Source organism: Pseudomonas sp. R1-15 (assembly GCF_051132085.1).
Classification (GTDB): Bacteria; Pseudomonadota; Gammaproteobacteria; order Pseudomonadales; family Pseudomonadaceae; genus Aquipseudomonas.
Genome location: NZ_CP071660.1, coordinates 3,916,158 through 3,932,588, shown reverse-complemented (window position 1 = coordinate 3,932,588; position 16,431 = coordinate 3,916,158). Strand labels below are relative to the sequence as shown.

Below are 16,431 nucleotides of genomic sequence, written 5' to 3'. Positions count from 1 at the left end.
CCACCGACACATTCACTGGTTATGTCACCTGATAGTCAGTCATCGCGAGCAGGCTCGCTCCCACATTGGAAGTGATGTGGGTTCTGGTTTTTGTGAGTGCTGCAAATCCCCTGTGGGAGCGAGCTTGCTCGCGATGACGGCTGCACAGTCAACATCTGCATCAACTGAACCACCCCTATCGCGAGCAAGCTCGCTCCCACAGTGGATCTGCGGTGAACACCAGGCTCATGGACACCCAACAAGATGAGTTGAGGGAGTGTCAGCGCTTCTCCAGCTTATCCGGCAGCGGTGCGAACAACGCCTCGATGTCTTCGTTCTGCAGTTTCCAGTCCCCGGCCACGCGCCCATCCAGCACGCCGGCCGCGAGGTCGGATTTTTCCTTCTGCAGCAGTTGAATCTTTTCTTCCACGGTTCCCCGGGCTATCAGCTTGTAGACGAACACCGGCTTTTCCTGGCCGATGCGATAAGCGCGGTCGGTCGCCTGGTTTTCGGTGGCCGGGTTCCACCACGGGTCGTAGTGAATCACCGTGTCCGCTTCCGTCAGGTTCAGACCCACGCCGCCGGCCTTCAGGCTGATCAGGAAGATCTGACGCTTGCCGCTCTGGAATTCCTTCACCGGAGTGCGGCGGTCCCGGGTTTGGCCGGTCAGGATGGCGTATTCCACACCGCGCTTTTTCAGTTCGTCTTCGATCAGCGCCAGCATGGACGTGAACTGGGAAAACAGCAGCACCCGCCGACCTTCTTCAAACAACTCCTCGAGCATCTCCATCAGGCTGTCGAGCTTGCCCGAAGCACTGCCTCGGGCTGGCAGGGCGGCGTCGCTGATCAGGCGCAGGTCGCAGCACACCTGGCGCAGCTTGAGCAGCGCCTCGAGGATGATGATCTGGCTGCGCGCCACGCCTTTGCGGGTGATTTCGTCACGCACCTTCTTGTCCATCGCCAGGCGCATGGTTTCATAGACATCCCGTTGGGCGTCGCTGAGTTCGACCCAATGGATGATCTCGGTCTTGGGCGGCAATTCGGTTGCGACCTGTTCCTTGGTCCTGCGCAGCAGAAACGGTTTTATCCGACCGTTAAGGTGCTGCAATCGTACGGCGCTCCCGCGTTTTTCGATCGGCACGCGGTAGTCGCGGTTGAAATCCTTGATGTCGCCGAGCCAGCCCGGCAACAGGAAATGAAACAGCGACCACAATTCACCCAGGTGATTTTCCAGCGGTGTCCCGGACAGGCACAACCGCTGTCGGGCATCGAGCTCACGGGCGGCCTGGGCGGCCTTGCTGGTGGGGTTCTTGATGTACTGGGCTTCATCCAGGATCAATACGTGCAGCGGTTGCGCTTTAAGGCGCTCGACATCCTTGGGCAGCAATGCATAGGTGGTCAGGATCAGGTCGTAATCGGCCAACCGCTCGAAATGTTTCTTGCGTCCGGCACCGTACAAGGCCAATACCTTGAGCTGCGGGGTGAAGTGGCTGGCTTCATCGAGCCAGTTGGGAATCAGGCTCGTCGGCATCACCACCATGCACGGCCTGTCGAGGCGGCCGGCGTTTTTTTCGCTGAGAATGTGCGCCAGGGTCTGTAGGGTTTTGCCCAGGCCCATGTCATCCGCGAGAATGCCGCCAACCTCCAGTTGTCGTAGCGATTGCATCCAGCTCAGGCCTTCGAGCTGATAGGGCCGCAGCGTTGCGTTCAAGCCTTCCGGTGCCGCCGCGGTGTAGTCCTTGATGTCGCGCAGCCGCTGGGCCAGGCCACGGATGTGTTCGCCCCCTTCCCAGCGCAGCGGCATGTCTTGCAGCGGGTTCAGGCGCAGGGCGTCCGCACTGTTCAGGCGCAGTTTGCTGGTGCCGGGTTCTTGCAGGTAAAACTCGCCGAGGGTCGCCAGCACCGGCTTCAGGCGTCCATAGGGCAGGGCGACTTGCTGCGGGCCGAATTCCGAATTGGGACGGTGCGGCAGGTTGACCAGGATGAGTTCGTCGTCGCGGCGCCGGGCCAGGCGTTCCGGATTGAACAGCTCGATGTGCGAGCGCATCAGGTTCAGCAGGATCGGCAGCAGGCTCAAGCGCTCGCCGTTGACGATGATCCCCAGTTCCAGATCAAACCAGTCTCGCTCCGGAGTTTCCTCGACGCTGGCGTACCACTCGTCCACAGCCGTCAGGTCGAAGCCGAAGTCTTCGTCGATCTGCAGCTCCCAGCCTTGGTTGCGCAGTTTTGGCAGGTCATTGAGGGTAAAGGTCAACCAGGCACTGTCGTTGACCATCTCATAAAGCTCGCCGGCGCTTTCCGGCAGCGCCTTGCTTTGCCGGGTGGCGACCTTGAAACCGAGGATTCGCAGTTGTTCGCGGTAGGACTGTTCCACGTCGGTCTGGCGTTTAATACGCAGCGTCTGGGTTTCCTGGCGAATCAGTACGTCAATGTTGCGCTGGCCGCTGACGTATTCGTCCAGATAGCTGAAGGACAGGGCAGCGCGGTGCTGGATGTAGCGCTGCATCTTGCCGTTGCGCGGCTCGAAGGCGCTGAACTCGATACTCGCCAGCCACAGGCGCGGCACCGGTTGCACGTTTTCCACGAGCACCTGCGGCGGGGCCTTGGGACTGCGGTTGTCGAGCACGGTCTGGAGTTTTTCCAGCAGATGCGCGTCTTTCTCGGCGGCTGGGTAGGCCAGGGTTTCCTGGACCTGCAACAAGACCGCCGCGCAATGTTTGCAGTTGATGCGCACCGGGCAGGAGCAGGCCGCTTCGAGCAGGATCAGCGTGCCCTTGGCTGACTCCTTGAGGCGAATGGTCTGACGATAGACGCTGCCGCCAGAGCCTTCGCAGCTGGCGATGATGGTGCTGTCTCCGGTCTCGACGATCCTGACGCGATTTTCCAGCGCGTATCGGCGTCCGCGCTCCAGGCTTTGTTCCTTGAATCGATTGACCCAGGAGGGTGCCAGGGGTTTGCTCAGGGGCGAGGGCATAGGCGCGCCGGTCAGTCCGGAATCGCTTCGGGCGCCTGCCGTGGCGCGGGCGCGGTCAGCGAGGTGATCTTGATCAGCAGGCCGAGGTGACCGTTATCGAGGAAATTCAGCTGGCCGTTCTTGGTGTGGCTCTGTTGCTTGAGGCGTTCGCTGGCGGTGACCAGGCCATTGGCGTCAATCTGGTTGACCCAGAAGTCGGCGTCGACGTCGGTAAAGCGGCCCAGTTTCAGCTCCAGGGTGCCCTCGATGGGGAACTGGCCGAACTGTTCGGTGCCGTCGCTGACGGCGACCTTGCTGCCCTGTTCGCCCAGGTTCTGTTGCCAGGCCTTGTGCATCAGTACGCTGTATTGGCCGCTGGCGTTGAGTTTCTCGACGATGTTGCCCAATGCTGGCGTGCGCTGGCTGTCCGGAGGCAGGCGTTGTGCGCCGGCGTCCCAGTCTTCCGGCGCGGCGCGACTGATAATGGCCGGTTCGGCATTCTGGCGAACCAGGATCATTTCCACCTGATACAGGTCGTCGGCGAAGGCCAGGGGGGCGACCAGGGTCATCAACAACGTCAAGGAGCGAAACAGGCGCATTGGGCGTCCTTCAAGCAGTGGTCGGAGTGAGGCGCTCGAACAGCGCCTCCACGGTATTAAAACGCTCTTCCGGGCGTTCCATGGGCACCATGAACTTGAACATCGTGGCGCCTTCGAACTTGTAGCGTTTGGGCTGGCCCTGGATCAGCTTGATCAATACCAGCGGATCGACCGGCGTCTGGGCTTCGAATTCGATGCGGCCGCCGTTGGGCCCACCGTCGACTTTCTTGATGCCCAGCTGCTCGGCCTTGAGCTTGAGCAGCGTGGTGCGCACCAGGTTCTTGGTCGGCTCCGGCAGCAGCCCGAAGCGGTCGATCATCTCCACCTGCAAGTCTTTCAGGCCTTCCTCGTCGGTGGCCGAGGCGATGCGTTTGTAGAGAATCAGCCGGGCATGGACGTCTGGCAGGTAGTCTTCCGGGATCAGCGCCGGCACCCGCAGGTTGATCTCCGGCCCGCCGCCCAGGGGCTGGTCGAGGTTCGGTTGCTCGCCCTTGCGGATCGACTTGACCGCGCGCTCGAGCATTTCCATGTACAGCGTGAAGCCGACGGCCTGGATCTGGCCGCTCTGGCCGTCGCCGAGCAATTCGCCGGCACCACGGATTTCCAGGTCATTGGTGGCCAGCACGAAGCCGGCGCCGAGGTCCTGGGTGTTGGCGATGGCCTCCAGGCGCTTTTCCGCGTCTGGGGTGATCTGCTGGCGCGGCGGCGTCAGCAGGTAGGCATAGGCCTGGTGGTGGCTGCGGCCGACCCGGCCGCGCAACTGGTGCAACTGGGCCAGGCCGAACTTGTCGGCGCGTTCGATGATGATGGTGTTGGCGCTTGGCACGTCGATGCCGGTCTCGATGATGGTCGAGGCGATCAGCACGTTGAAACGCTTGTGATAAAAGTCGCTCATCACCTGTTCGAGTTCGCGCTCGCGCATCTGTCCGTGGCCGATGCCGATACGGGCTTCCGGCACCAGCTCGGCGAGGTCGGCGGCACATTTCTCGATGGTCTTCACGTCGTTGTGCAGGTAATAGACCTGGCCGCCACGCAGCAGCTCCCGCAGTAGCGCTTCCTTGACCGTGCTTTTGTTCTGCTCCATCACGAACGTACGCACCGACAGGCGACGGGCCGGCGGCGTGGCGATGATCGACAGATCACGCATGCCCGACACTGCCATGTTCAGCGTACGCGGGATCGGCGTGGCGGTGAGGGTCAGGATGTCGACTTCGCTGCGCAGGGCCTTGAGCTGTTCTTTCTGGCGCACGCCGAAACGGTGCTCTTCGTCGATGATCACCAGCCCGAGGCTTTTGAATTTCACGTCGTCCTGGAGCAGTTTGTGCGTGCCGATGACGATGTCGATCTTGCCTTCGGCCAGGTCGGCCACGGCGGCATTCACTTCCTTGGTCGACTTGAAGCGGCTCATCACTTCCACGGTCACCGGCCAGTCGGCGAAGCGGTCGCGGAAACTGTTGTAGTGCTGCTGGGCGAGCAGGGTGGTCGGCACCAGTATCGCCACCTGCTTGCCGCCGTGCACGGCGATGAACGCGGCGCGCATCGCCACTTCGGTCTTGCCGAAGCCGACGTCGCCGCAGACCAATCGGTCCATCGGTTTGGGCGCGAGCATGTCGGCGCGCACGGCTTCGATGGTGGTCTGCTGGTCGACGGTTTCCTCGAACGGGAAGCCGGCGCTGAAGGTTTCGTAATCGGCTTTCGGGTCGGCGAACGCGTAGCCTTCGCGCGCGGCGCGACGGGCGTAGATGTCAAGCAATTCGGCGGCCACGTCGCGCACCTGTTCGGCGGCCTTGCGCTTGGCTTTCTGCCAGGTTTCCGAGCCCAGGCGATGCAGCGGCGCCAGCGCATCGTCGCTGCCGGTGTAGCGGGCGATCAGGTGCAGGTTCGCCACCGGCACGTAGAGTTTGGCGCCCTCGGCATATTCCAGGGTGAGGAATTCGGCGACCTGGTTTTCGATCTCCAGGGTCGCCAGGCCCAGGTAGCGGCCCACGCCATGGTCGATGTGCACCACCGGCGCGCCCTCGCGCAACTCGGTGAGGTTCTTGATGACCGCGTCGTTGGCAGCGTCTGCGCGCTTCTCGCGACGGCGACGCTGCATCACCCGCTGGCCGAACAACGGGCTCTCGGCGACCAGTGCCAGGGCGGGATCATCCAGGACCAGCCCGTCATTGAGCGGCGCGATGGTGATTGCCAGGCGCTCCTTGCCAGCGACGAAATCCGGCCAGCTGTCGACAGTCTTCGGTCGCAGCTTCAGGCGTTCGAGCAGCTCCAGCAACACTTCGCGACGGCCGGCGGACTCGGCGGTGAACAGCACGCGGCCAGGGAATTGGTCGAGGAAACCGGCCAGGGCCGCCAACGGTTGCGTGGCCTTGGCTTCGATCGCCAGGTCCGGCAGCGGTCTGGCGGGGAAGCGTTCGCGACCGACGCCGGTTTCCACGTCCTGTTGGCTCGCCACCACGCGCGGCCAGCTCTTGAGGCGGGCGAAGCAGTCTTCAACCGGCAGGAACAACTCGGCGGGCGGCAATAGAGGACGGGACGGGTCGACACGCCGCTCTTCGTAGCGGTTGCGCACGTCATTCCAGAAGTTTTCCGCCGCTTGCTCGATGCCGGGCAGGGAAAATACCTGGGTATCCTGGGGCAGGTAATCGAACAGGGTGGAGGTTTCTTCGAAGAACAGCGGCAGGTAATACTCGATACCGGCCGGGGTGATGCCGCTGCTGAGGTCCTGGAAGATCGGGCAGCGCCGGAAGTCCACGTCGAAGCGTTCGCGAAACCGCGCCTTGAAACGCGTCACCGCGTCTTTTTGCAGAGGGAATTCCTTGGCCGGCAACAGGCGGATCGACTGCACTTTGTCGATGGAACGCTGGTTTTCCGGATCAAAGGTGCGCAAGGTCTCGATCTCGTCATCGAACAGGTCGATGCGATAGGGCAGTTTGCTGCCCATCGGGAACAGGTCTATCAACGCGCCGCGGACCGTGAACTCGCCGTGCTCGTACACGGTATCGACGTAGCGGTAGCCGCTGGCCTCAAGCCGGGTGCGCATTTGCTCGACGTCGAGCTTCTGGCCGATGTCCAGCACCAGGCTGCTGCCTAGCAGGAATTGGGTCGGCGCCAGGCGATGTAGGGCTGTGGTAATCGGCACTACCAAAACGCCATGACTGAGCTCCGGCAGCCGGTAAAGGCTGGCGATGCGCTGGGAAATGATGTCCTGGTGCGGCGAAAAAAGGTCGTAGGGCAGGGTTTCCCAGTCCGGGAAATGCAGCACTGGCAAATCCGGGGCGAAGAAAGCCAGCTCCTGTTCCAGCCGTTCGGCGCTTTGGCTGTCGGCGGTCAGCAGCAGGGTAAAGCGCTTTGCAGCGCTGGCAGCCTCGGCGATGGCCAGGCTCAGGGCGGCACCGGGCAGGTTGCCCCAGTGCTGTTTACCTGCCGCGGCAGGGAGAAGCGGAAGACGCAGAACGGGCACGGAAGGTTGAGCTCCAGCGTTGCGACAAAGTCGACAATTGTAGCGGGGGAAGGGGGCTGCTGTCAGTCGCGGACTATGCTGCAGGAACGCAAAACCACGGCGCGACGGGCGCGCATTGCTCCGCCGATGACTCGGCGGCATAATGTAGCCCCTTTTTTCAGCCCCTACATGTGGAAGGTTACCGTGACTCAGAAGCCCGACCAGTGTCTTGGTGAATGGATTGATCGTGAAGCACTCGCAGAAGCGATGATCCCTCTCATCGGTCAGCTCTACCGCAATAACAACGTGGTGAGCTCGATCTATGGCCGCAGCCTGATCAACCAGTCTGTCATCGCGATCCTCAAGGCCCACCGCTTTGCTCGCCACCGTTCTTCCGACGACAGCGAACTCTCCGTCCACGAAACATTCCCCCTGCTCAAGGCGATGAGCGAGCTCAAGCTCGGCGCGGCCTCGGTGGACCTGGGCAAGCTGGCGTTCAAATTCCGTAACGAAGCCAATGGCCGTAGCGCCGAACAGTTCGTGCGCGAAGAAATGGCTGACGTGGTTGGTCAGCAGAACGCTTCGGCTCGTAAAGGTACCGACGTGGTCCTGTACGGCTTCGGTCGTATCGGCCGTCTGCTTGCGCGTATCCTGATCGAGAAAACCGGTGGTGGCGACGGCCTGCGCCTGCGCGCCATCGTCGTGCGCAAGGGCGCCGAGAACGACCTGACCAAGCGTGCCAGCCTGCTGCGCCGCGACTCGGTGCATGGTTCCTTCAACGGCACCATTACCATCGACGAAGAAAACAACACCATCACCGCCAACGGTAACCTGATCCAGGTGATCTACGCGAAGAACCCGACCGAGGTGGACTACACCCAGTACGGCATCAAGGACGCCCTGCTGGTGGATAACACCGGTGTATGGCGTGATGCCGATGGCCTTGGCCAGCACCTGGCCTGCCCGGGTATCGACCGCGTTGTCCTGACTGCACCTGGCAAGGGCAAGCTGAAGAACATCGTTCACGGTATCAACCACACCGAAATCACCGCTGACGACAAGATCATCTCCGCCGCTTCCTGCACCACCAACGCCATCGTGCCGGTGCTCAAAGCCGTGAATGACAAGTTCGGCATCATCAACGGTCACGTCGAAACCGTTCACTCGTACACCAACGACCAGAACCTGATCGACAACTTCCACAAGGGCGATCGCCGTGGCCGTAGCGCCGCGTTGAACATGGTCATCACCGAAACCGGTGCCGCCACTGCTGCCGCCAAGGCCTTGCCTGAGCTCGCTGGCAAGCTGACCGGCAACGCGATCCGTGTGCCGACGCCGAACGTGTCGATGGCCATTCTCAACCTGAACCTTGAGAAAGCCGCCACCCGTGAAGAGATGAACGAGTACCTGCGCTACATGGCGCTGCACTCCGACCTGCACAAGCAGATCGACTTCGTCAACTCGCAGGAAGTGGTGTCCACTGACTTCGTCGGTTCGCGCCACGCTGGCGTTGTCGACGCCGAAGCGACCATCGTCCAGGACAACCGTGTTGTCCTGTACGTCTGGTATGACAACGAGTTCGGCTACAGCTGCCAGGTAGTTCGCGTAATGGAAGACATGGCTGATGTGAATCCGCCTGCGTTCCCGCGCTAAGTAAGCTTTAGCTGCTGGTAAAAAACGCCCCGACTTGTCGGGGCTTTTTTTTACCTGGGGTTTTGTAGTGCCTGGGCTGGCCCCTTCGCGAGCAGGCTCGCTCCCACAGTTTACCGAGTTGTTGTTGATACATGCGGTCCAATGTGGGAGCGAGCCTGCTCGCGAAGGCAATCTGTCAGGCGCCACTCACAACGGAGGCCTGCGCCGTGCGCAGCTCATGCCGATTACCCTTGAACAGCACCAACGTCGCAATCAACCCCAACACCGCCGCACCACTGAGCCAGATTCCCGGTGCAGCCTTGTTATCCAGCACATGGATCAGATAGGTACAGGCCGCCGGCGTGAACCCGCCGAACGTTGCCGTCGCGAGGCTATAGGCCAGGGAAAAGCCAGTAGTACGCACCTCAACCGGCATGATTTCCGTCAGGGCGACCACCATGGCGCCGTTGTACGATCCATACAGGAACGACAACCACAGCTCGACGATCAGTAAATGGCTGAAGCTGGGGTTCGCCACCAGCCAGGACAGCGCCGGGTAGGCGGTCAGGATCGCCAGGATTGTCGCAGCCAGCAGCAGGGGTTTGCGCCCGATCTTGTCGGAAAGCGCGCCCATGACTGGCAGCCAGAAGAAATTCGACAAGCCGATACACACCGTGACCAGCAACGCATCCAGGTCAGACAGGTTGAGCTCAGCCTTGCCAAATGTCGGCGTGTAGGCCGTGATCAGGTAGAACGACACCGTAGTCATCACCACCAGTGCCATGCCGGCCAGGACAATGCCGAAGTTCTGGCCAATGGAGCGGACGATTTCCGCCAGGCTAGGGCGATGTTTTCTCGCCTGGAATTCCGGCGTTTCTTCCAGCGAGCGGCGAATTACAAAAATGACCGGTACGATCAGGCAACCGATCAGGAACGGCACGCGCCAGCCCCATTCGCCCATTTCCTGCGGGCTCAGCCAGTGATTGAGGCCAACCCCCAGCAGACCGGCGAAGACCACGGCGGCCTGTTGGCTGGCGGACTGCCAACTGACAAAAAAGCCCTTGCGCCCCGGCGTAGAGATTTCCGCCAGGTACACCGAGACCCCACCGAGTTCCACGCCTGCGGAAAAGCCCTGAAGCAATCGGCCCAGCAATACCAGCAGCGGCGCCGCCACGCCCAACGTGGCGTAACCCGGTACACAGGCGATCAGCACCGTGCCGGCGGCCATCATCGCGAGGGTGATGATCAGGCCTTTGCGCCGGCCGTGACGGTCGATGTAGGCGCCAAGGAAGATCGCGCCCAGCGGACGCATCAGGAACCCGGCGCCGAATGTCGCCAGGGACAGCATCAGCGAGGCGAAGGCACTGTCAGTCGGGAAGAACGTCTTGGCGATGGCCGTGGCGTAGAAGCCATAGACCATGAAGTCGAACATCTCCAGGAAGTTGCCGCTGACAACGCGAAAAATCGCCTTGCCGTTGCTCGTGTTGGAAGGCATGTGTAGGTACTCACTCTGGCAATCTTGTATGAAAGCACTGCAATCCCACAGGGTTTTTTTGCATGCGCTGTAGCCCATAATGGCCGGCGTGGTTTTGTGGGGAGATGAAGATTTGTTAACTGGACGATGGATTGGGCTTGTGATGCTGGCCGGCGTTGTGTCCGGCTGCGGCCGGGGCGATAACCTGGAACGCTTCGATGGCCCGACCATGGGCAGCCGTTATTCCGTCCAGTACGTCAGGCATGCCGCCACGCCCGGTCCGAACGTGGTGCAGGCCGAGGTAGGAAAAATTCTCGCTGAAGTGGATCGGCTGTTTTCCACCTATCGCAGCGATTCGGAAATCGAGCGCTTCAATGCCCTGCCTGGCGGCAGTTGCCTGACCATGCCGGGACCGGTGCTTGAACTTGTCCGGGTGGGTGAGCAGCTATCTTCGCAAAGCCATGGCGCGTTCGATCTGACGGTGGAGCCTTTGCTGAACCTGTGGGGCTTCGGCCCGCAATCCCGGCGAGAGGCGGTGCCCAGCGCCGAGGCCCTGGCCCTGGCGCGACGACAGGTTGGCCATGGCTACTTGCGGATCGAAGGCAATCGGTTATGCAAGGACGCCGCGGTGGAAGTCGATTTCAACAGCATCGCGGCGGGTTATGCCGTCGACCGCATCGCCGCGAAGCTCCAGGCTTTGGGCATCGACAGCTATCTGGCCGAGGCCACCGGTGAACTCAAGGCTGTCGGGCACAAGCCGGATGGATCGGCCTGGCGCATCGCCCTGGAAGAGCCTCGGAACGATCGGCAAATGGCTGAGCGTGTCATCGAGGTCAACGGCTACGGGGTTTCAACGTCGGGCGACTATCGTAAATATTTCGAGCAGGGCGGCAAGCGTTACTCCCACACCTTTGATGCGCGCACCGGGGCGCCGGTCCTACACAACCTGGCGTCAGTCACGGTAATTCATCCTTCAGCGATGTTGGCCGATGGACTATCGACGCTGTTGCTGATTCTCGGTCCTGAAGAGGGTTGGGACTATGCCCAGGAGCACGGCGTCGGAGTATTTTTTGTGCTGCGCGATGGGGAGCGTTTCGTCGTACGCACAAACGATGCGTTTGAACGGATGGTCGGCGGAAAAACCCAATGATGACGATGAGCTTGTTCAGCGCTGTGCTCGTGGCGAGGGAGCTTGCTCCCGCTTGAGTGCGAAGCGCTCACAAAAGGGGCCGCTGCGCAGCCCAGCGGGAGCAAGCTCCCTCGCCACGATGATTCAGTTGAACTTGAGATGATTGTCACGCAATGCTGACAGGGTTATGAAAGCCCACCTGTGGCGAAATAGCGCAGGCAAAACTAGCCTACGACGCGACCAAGGGGTAATGTGCGCGGCGTTGACGCTTCTATAGACTGTGGCCGGGCGCGTGAACCGGTCCCAAATTGTTCCTTCATGCCGCCGGCCGGCATGATTTAGCCGTCGGTGCCAACTGTGGCATCGCGGCCTGTTCTGAGGAGTACGCATGGCTGTCTACAACTACGACGTGGTGGTACTGGGTTCCGGCCCGGCGGGGGAAGGTGCGGCAATGAACGCCGCCAAGGCAGGGCGCAAGGTGGCGATGGTCGACAGCCGTCGGCAGGTCGGCGGCAACTGCACCCACTTGGGTACCATCCCGTCCAAGGCCTTGCGTCACTCGGTCCGGCAGATCATGCAGTTCAACACCAACCCGATGTTCCGGGCAATCGGCGAGCCGCGCTGGTTCTCCTTCCCGGACGTGCTCAAGAGCGCCGAGAAGGTAATTTCCAAGCAAGTGGCCTCGCGTACCGGCTACTACGCCCGCAACCGTGTGGACGTGTTTTTTGGCACGGGCAGCTTCGCCGACGAGCAAACGGTCGAAGTGGTCTGCGGCAATGGCGTAGTGGAGAAACTGGTGGCCAAGCACATCATCATCGCCACTGGCTCGCGTCCGTATCGCCCGGCAGACATCGATTTCAACCACGCACGTATCTACGATAGCGACACGATCCTGAGCCTGGGGCATACCCCGCGCAAACTTATCGTCTACGGTGCCGGCGTGATCGGTTGCGAATACGCCTCGATCTTCAGCGGCCTGGGCGTGCTGGTGGAACTGGTGGACAACCGTGGCCAATTGCTGAGCTTCCTGGACTCGGAAATTTCCCAGGCCCTGAGCTACCACTTCAGCAACAACAACATCACCGTGCGCCACAACGAAGATTACGAGCGCGTCGAAGGCGTGGACAACGGTGTGATCCTGCACCTCAAGTCCGGCAAGAAGATCAAGGCCGACGCCTTGCTCTGGTGCAACGGCCGCACCGGCAACACCGACACCCTGGGCCTGGAAAACATCGGCGTGAAGGTCAACAGTCGCGGCCAGATCGAAGTCGACGAGAACTACCGCACCTGCGTGCCGAACATTTATGGCGCCGGTGACGTGATCGGCTGGCCGAGCCTGGCCAGTGCCGCCCACGACCAGGGCCGCTCGGCCGCCGGCAGCATCGTCGACAACGGCAGTTGGCGCTTCGTCAACGACGTGCCGACCGGCATCTACACCATTCCGGAGATCAGCTCGATCGGCAAGAACGAGCAGGAGCTGACCCAGGCCAAGGTGCCGTACGAGGTGGGCAAGGCCTTCTTCAAGAGCATGGCGCGTGCGCAGATCGCCGGCGAGCCGCAAGGCATGCTGAAGATCCTGTTCCACCGCGAGACCCTGGAAGTGCTGGGTGTGCACTGCTTCGGCTACCAGGCCTCGGAAATCGTCCACATCGGCCAGGCGATCATGAACCAGCCGGGCGAGCTGAACACGTTGAAGTACTTCGTCAACACCACGTTCAACTACCCGACCATGGCCGAAGCCTATCGGGTAGCGGCCTACGACGGGCTCAACCGGCTTTTTTGAGCGGCTCCGGCCGGTGGCCTGAGCCGGCCGGGGAGACCGATTTCAGCAATTCTCGAGGGTGGCAGTGGCCAAACCGGGAAAGTCTGTAATCAGGCTGTCAGCGCCAAAGTCGGCGAGCCTGCGCATGAGCGCGGGCTCGTTGACGGTCCACACCGACACATGCAGCCCCTGGCGCTGCGCCTTGATCAGGCGTTCCGGCGTGCACAGGGTCCAGTTCAGCGCCAGAATCTCACAGCCATAGCTCTGGGCGACTTTCAACGGGTCGAGCCAGGCGTATTCGGCGACCAGCCCACGGGAAATGTCCGGAGTCAGGTCCAGCGCGGCCTTGAGCACTTCCCGGGAACTGGAAGTGATGGTGATCTTGTCCAGCAGGCCGAAGCGCTGGGCCATTTCCCGGATGCCCAGCACGGTGGCGGCGGCGCGGGTGCGTGAGGCGCTTTTCACCTCCAGTTGCCAGTGCTCGAAATCACACTTCTCGAACAACTCTTCCAGGCGTGGAATCGGGCACGGCTTGATCCAGCCCGGGCCGCCCTTGCGCGCGTCATAAGTCACCAGTTCAGCGGCGGTGTGTTCGACCACCTTGCCCCGGCGATCGGTGGTGCGCTTGAGGGTCGGGTCGTGGATGACCATTAACTCGCCGTCCATGGACAGGTGCAGGTCCAGCTCGCAACGGCGTACGCCGTGCTTGAGGCATTCCTGGAAACCGGTGAGGGTGTTTTCCGGTGCTTCGCCCTTGGCGCCGCGGTGGCCATAAATGAGGGTCACGGTTATTCCTTATCGATGCCAGATTCGTTCAGTTCCCGGGCCAGGCGCCGTTCCTGCGCCTGCTTCTGCAGGATGTAGCGGGCCAGCAATTGGCGCTGGGCGTCGGTCGGGTGCTCAAACTCGGTGCCTACGTCATAACCGTTGCCCTTGGGGTCGCAATGGGTGACGCGTGCGCGCAACAACAGCCCCAGGGCCTGGGGCATCAGCACCAGCTTGACCGAAAGGTGCGCGCCGACGGCAATGGCGCTGGGGTATTGGAAATCGATGCCGCCTTCGGAAATGATCACCGGCTGGGGATCGCCGATTTCGCCGAGCACCGTTACGGCGATGACCTGGCTGAGCAGGTCGATGCGTTTGTTCATAGCCTTGAGGTAGGCCGCGATGCTGCGCTCGCGCTCGCTGATCTGGCGCAACAGGTGTTGTGATTCGAACTCGCTCAGGTGCAGCTCGCTGAGCAGGTTGAACAGTGGGGACTCATCCTGCAACACTTCCTGGCTGGCTGCTTCAGGAATGGACAGGGGCCGAATTTCCAGTGCGATCGTGTCCTCGATACGGTAGTATTCGCGGCGATCTTCTTCATCTAATGTCGACATGGCGAACCCATGGTAGCGGCGGTGGTCTGAGTGTAAAGCTGGTTTGTGACCCCCGCCACAAGGACGTTCCTTTTCCCTCCGAACAAGCCCCGACATGTTCAGACCTCTCTTCGTATTCATCGGCACGCGTTATACCCGTGCAAAGCGTCGCAATCATTTCGTATCGTTCATTTCCCTGACGTCCATTATCGGCCTGGCCCTCGGCGTGGTCGTGATGATCGTCGTGCTGTCGGTCATGAACGGCTTCGACCATGAAATGCGCACCCGCGTGCTGGGCATGGTGCCCCACGCGACCCTCGAAACCGGCGAAGCCATCAGCGACTGGCCAAGCCTGGCCGCCAAGGTCAAGCAGAACCCGCAGGTGTTGGCCGTTGCGCCTTTCACTCAGATGCAGGGGTTGCTGACCAACGACGGCAAGGTCTCCAAGGTCTTGCTCAATGGCATCGATCCCGGGCTGGAGCGGCAGGTGTCGATCATCGACAACTTCATGCGGCAGGGCAAACTCGACGACCTCGCGCCGGGCAGCTTCGGTATCGTGATCGGCGACAAGGCGGCGACCAAGCTCGGCGTGGCCATCGGCGACAAGCTGACGTTTGTCGCGCCGGAAGTCACTGTCACTCCAGGCGGCATGTTCCCGCGCATGAAGCGCTTCACCGTGGTCGGCATCTTCCATGTCGGCGCCGGCGAGCTGGACGGTTACCTGGGGGTGACCAACCTTCAGGATCTCGCGCGTCTGCATCGCTGGAAGCCGGATCAGGTCCAGGGCCTGCGGTTGAAGTTCGATGATCTGTTCCAGGCGCCGCGCGTGGCGTGGAACATCGCCCAGCAGCTCGGCGAAGACCGTTATTACGCCCGCGACTGGACCCGCACCCACGGCAACCTGTATCAGGCGATCCGCATGGAAAAAGCCATGATCGGCTTGCTCCTGTTGCTGATCGTCGCCGTGGCGGCGTTCAACATCATTTCCACGCTGGTGATGGTGGTGAACGACAAGAAAGGCGACATCGCCATCCTGCGCACCCTCGGCGCCACGCCGGGGCAGATCATGCGGATCTTCATGGTCCAGGGCACCGTCATCGGCGTCATCGGCACGTTTGTAGGCGCCTTGGTCGGGATGTTCGCCGCACTGAATGTCAGCGCCGCGATTGCCGCCCTCGAAGGGCTGATCGGGCACAAGTTTCTCAACGCCGACGTGTACTTCATCGACTACCTGCCCTCGCAGTTGCAGGCCGATGACGTGTTGATGGTCTGCGGCGCCGCGTTGATCCTGAGTTTCCTCGCCACCCTGTACCCAGCCTGGCGTGCCGCGCGCACCCAGCCGGCGGAGGCGTTACGTTATGAGTGAGTCGGGCATGAGTGAAAAAGCAATCTTGAGCTGCCGCAACCTGGGCAAGTCCTACGAGGAAGGCCCGGAATCGGTGGTGGTGTTGTCGGGCCTGCAACTGGAGCTGCATCCCGGTGAGCGTGTGGCGATCGTCGGGACTTCCGGCTCCGGCAAAAGTACCTTGTTGAATTTGCTCGGTGGCCTCGATACGCCGACCGCCGGCAGCGTCTGGCTGGCGGGCGAAGAGCTTTCGGCGCTGAACGAAAAGGCCCGCGGCCTGTTGCGTAACCGCTCCCTGGGCTTCGTCTACCAGTTCCACCATCTGCTGCCCGAGTTCACCGCGCTGGAAAACGTCTGCATGCCGCTGTTGATCGGCCGCACCGCAATTCCCGAAGCCCGCCAGCGAGCTACGGCGTTGCTGGAGCGCGTGGGACTGGGCCATCGCCTGGAGCACAAGCCGGCCGAGCTGTCCGGCGGCGAGCGCCAGCGCGTGGCGATTGCCCGGGCCCTGGTCAACAAGCCTGGGCTGGTGATGCTCGACGAGCCGACCGGCAACCTCGACTCCCACACCGCGCAAGGCATCCAGGACTTGATGCTGGAACTCAGCACCTCGATGCGCACGGCGTTCCTGGTGGTGACCCACGACATGAACCTGGCTCGACAGATGGACCGCGTCCTGCATTTGCAGGAAGGTTGCCTGACGCCGATCTGACCGACCGAAACCCGGTAGCTGATACGGCGCCGGGTCTTTTATTTTCATA

11 protein-coding genes are annotated in these 16,431 nt (G+C 61.7%); 5 read left to right on the top strand and 6 right to left on the bottom strand.

The annotated features are described in order from the left end of the window. Positions 1-259: 259 nt before the first annotated feature. From J3P97_RS17800 to mfd, 3 genes are read right to left on the bottom strand one after another with little or no spacing between them, the layout of a single operon-like run. Positions 260-2,953 (bottom strand): DEAD/DEAH box helicase, encoded by a 2,694-nt coding sequence (locus J3P97_RS17800; protein WP_434672418.1) that lies wholly within the window; start codon positions 2,951-2,953, stop codon positions 260-262. 11 nt (positions 2,954-2,964) lie between these two features. Then, a complete protein-coding gene (locus J3P97_RS17795; protein WP_434601303.1) occupies positions 2,965-3,531 on the bottom strand; it encodes a CsiV family protein in 567 nt (188 codons plus the stop codon). Positions 3,532-3,541: 10 nt separating this feature from the next. Continuing rightward, positions 3,542-6,991: a transcription-repair coupling factor gene (mfd, locus tag J3P97_RS17790; RefSeq protein ID WP_434672417.1), complete on the bottom strand. Its 3,450-nt coding sequence runs from the start codon at positions 6,989-6,991 to the stop codon at positions 3,542-3,544. Between the two features lie 168 nt (positions 6,992-7,159). Between mfd and J3P97_RS17785 the strand changes: the two genes are divergently transcribed. Then, positions 7,160-8,623: a glyceraldehyde-3-phosphate dehydrogenase gene (locus J3P97_RS17785; protein WP_305500011.1), complete on the top strand. Its 1,464-nt coding sequence runs from the start codon at positions 7,160-7,162 to the stop codon at positions 8,621-8,623. A 175-nt stretch (positions 8,624-8,798) separates the two neighbouring features. On the opposite strand, the gene J3P97_RS17780 is transcribed toward J3P97_RS17785, so the two are convergent. Beyond that, positions 8,799-10,097, bottom strand: a complete 1,299-nt coding sequence (locus tag J3P97_RS17780; RefSeq protein ID WP_434672416.1) for an MFS transporter — start codon at positions 10,095-10,097, stop codon at positions 8,799-8,801. Positions 10,098-10,239: 142 nt separating this feature from the next. Here J3P97_RS17780 and J3P97_RS17775 point away from each other — a divergent pair, with 142 nt between their 5' ends. Together J3P97_RS17775 and sthA are read left to right on the top strand one after the other, a co-directional pair. Further along, complete coding sequence (locus tag J3P97_RS17775) at positions 10,240-11,226, top strand: FAD:protein FMN transferase (RefSeq protein WP_434672415.1); 987 nt, start codon at positions 10,240-10,242, stop codon at positions 11,224-11,226. A 367-nt stretch (positions 11,227-11,593) separates the two neighbouring features. Further along, positions 11,594-12,988 carry a Si-specific NAD(P)(+) transhydrogenase gene (sthA, locus tag J3P97_RS17770; RefSeq protein WP_245142796.1) on the top strand — a complete coding sequence of 465 codons (1,395 nt, stop codon included), beginning with the start codon at positions 11,594-11,596 and terminating at the stop codon, positions 12,986-12,988. A 42-nt stretch (positions 12,989-13,030) separates the two neighbouring features. Here the strand turns inward: sthA and J3P97_RS17765 are convergent, their stop codons facing one another. Both J3P97_RS17765 and J3P97_RS17760 read right to left on the bottom strand, forming a co-directional pair. Further along, positions 13,031-13,753 (bottom strand): glycerophosphodiester phosphodiesterase, encoded by a 723-nt coding sequence (locus J3P97_RS17765; protein ID WP_003199672.1) that lies wholly within the window; start codon positions 13,751-13,753, stop codon positions 13,031-13,033. Between the two features lie 2 nt (positions 13,754-13,755). Further along, positions 13,756-14,346: a PilZ domain-containing protein gene (locus J3P97_RS17760; RefSeq protein WP_305500019.1), complete on the bottom strand. Its 591-nt coding sequence runs from the start codon at positions 14,344-14,346 to the stop codon at positions 13,756-13,758. A 94-nt stretch (positions 14,347-14,440) separates the two neighbouring features. Between J3P97_RS17760 and J3P97_RS17755 the strand changes: the two genes are divergently transcribed. Both J3P97_RS17755 and lolD read left to right on the top strand, forming a co-directional pair. Beyond that, a complete protein-coding gene (locus J3P97_RS17755) occupies positions 14,441-15,691 on the top strand; it encodes a lipoprotein-releasing ABC transporter permease subunit (protein WP_305500020.1) in 1,251 nt (416 codons plus the stop codon). A gap of 7 nt (positions 15,692-15,698) precedes the next feature. Continuing rightward, complete coding sequence (lolD, locus tag J3P97_RS17750) at positions 15,699-16,382, top strand: lipoprotein-releasing ABC transporter ATP-binding protein LolD (RefSeq protein ID WP_162843734.1); 684 nt, start codon at positions 15,699-15,701, stop codon at positions 16,380-16,382. Positions 16,383-16,431: the final 49 nt, after the last annotated feature.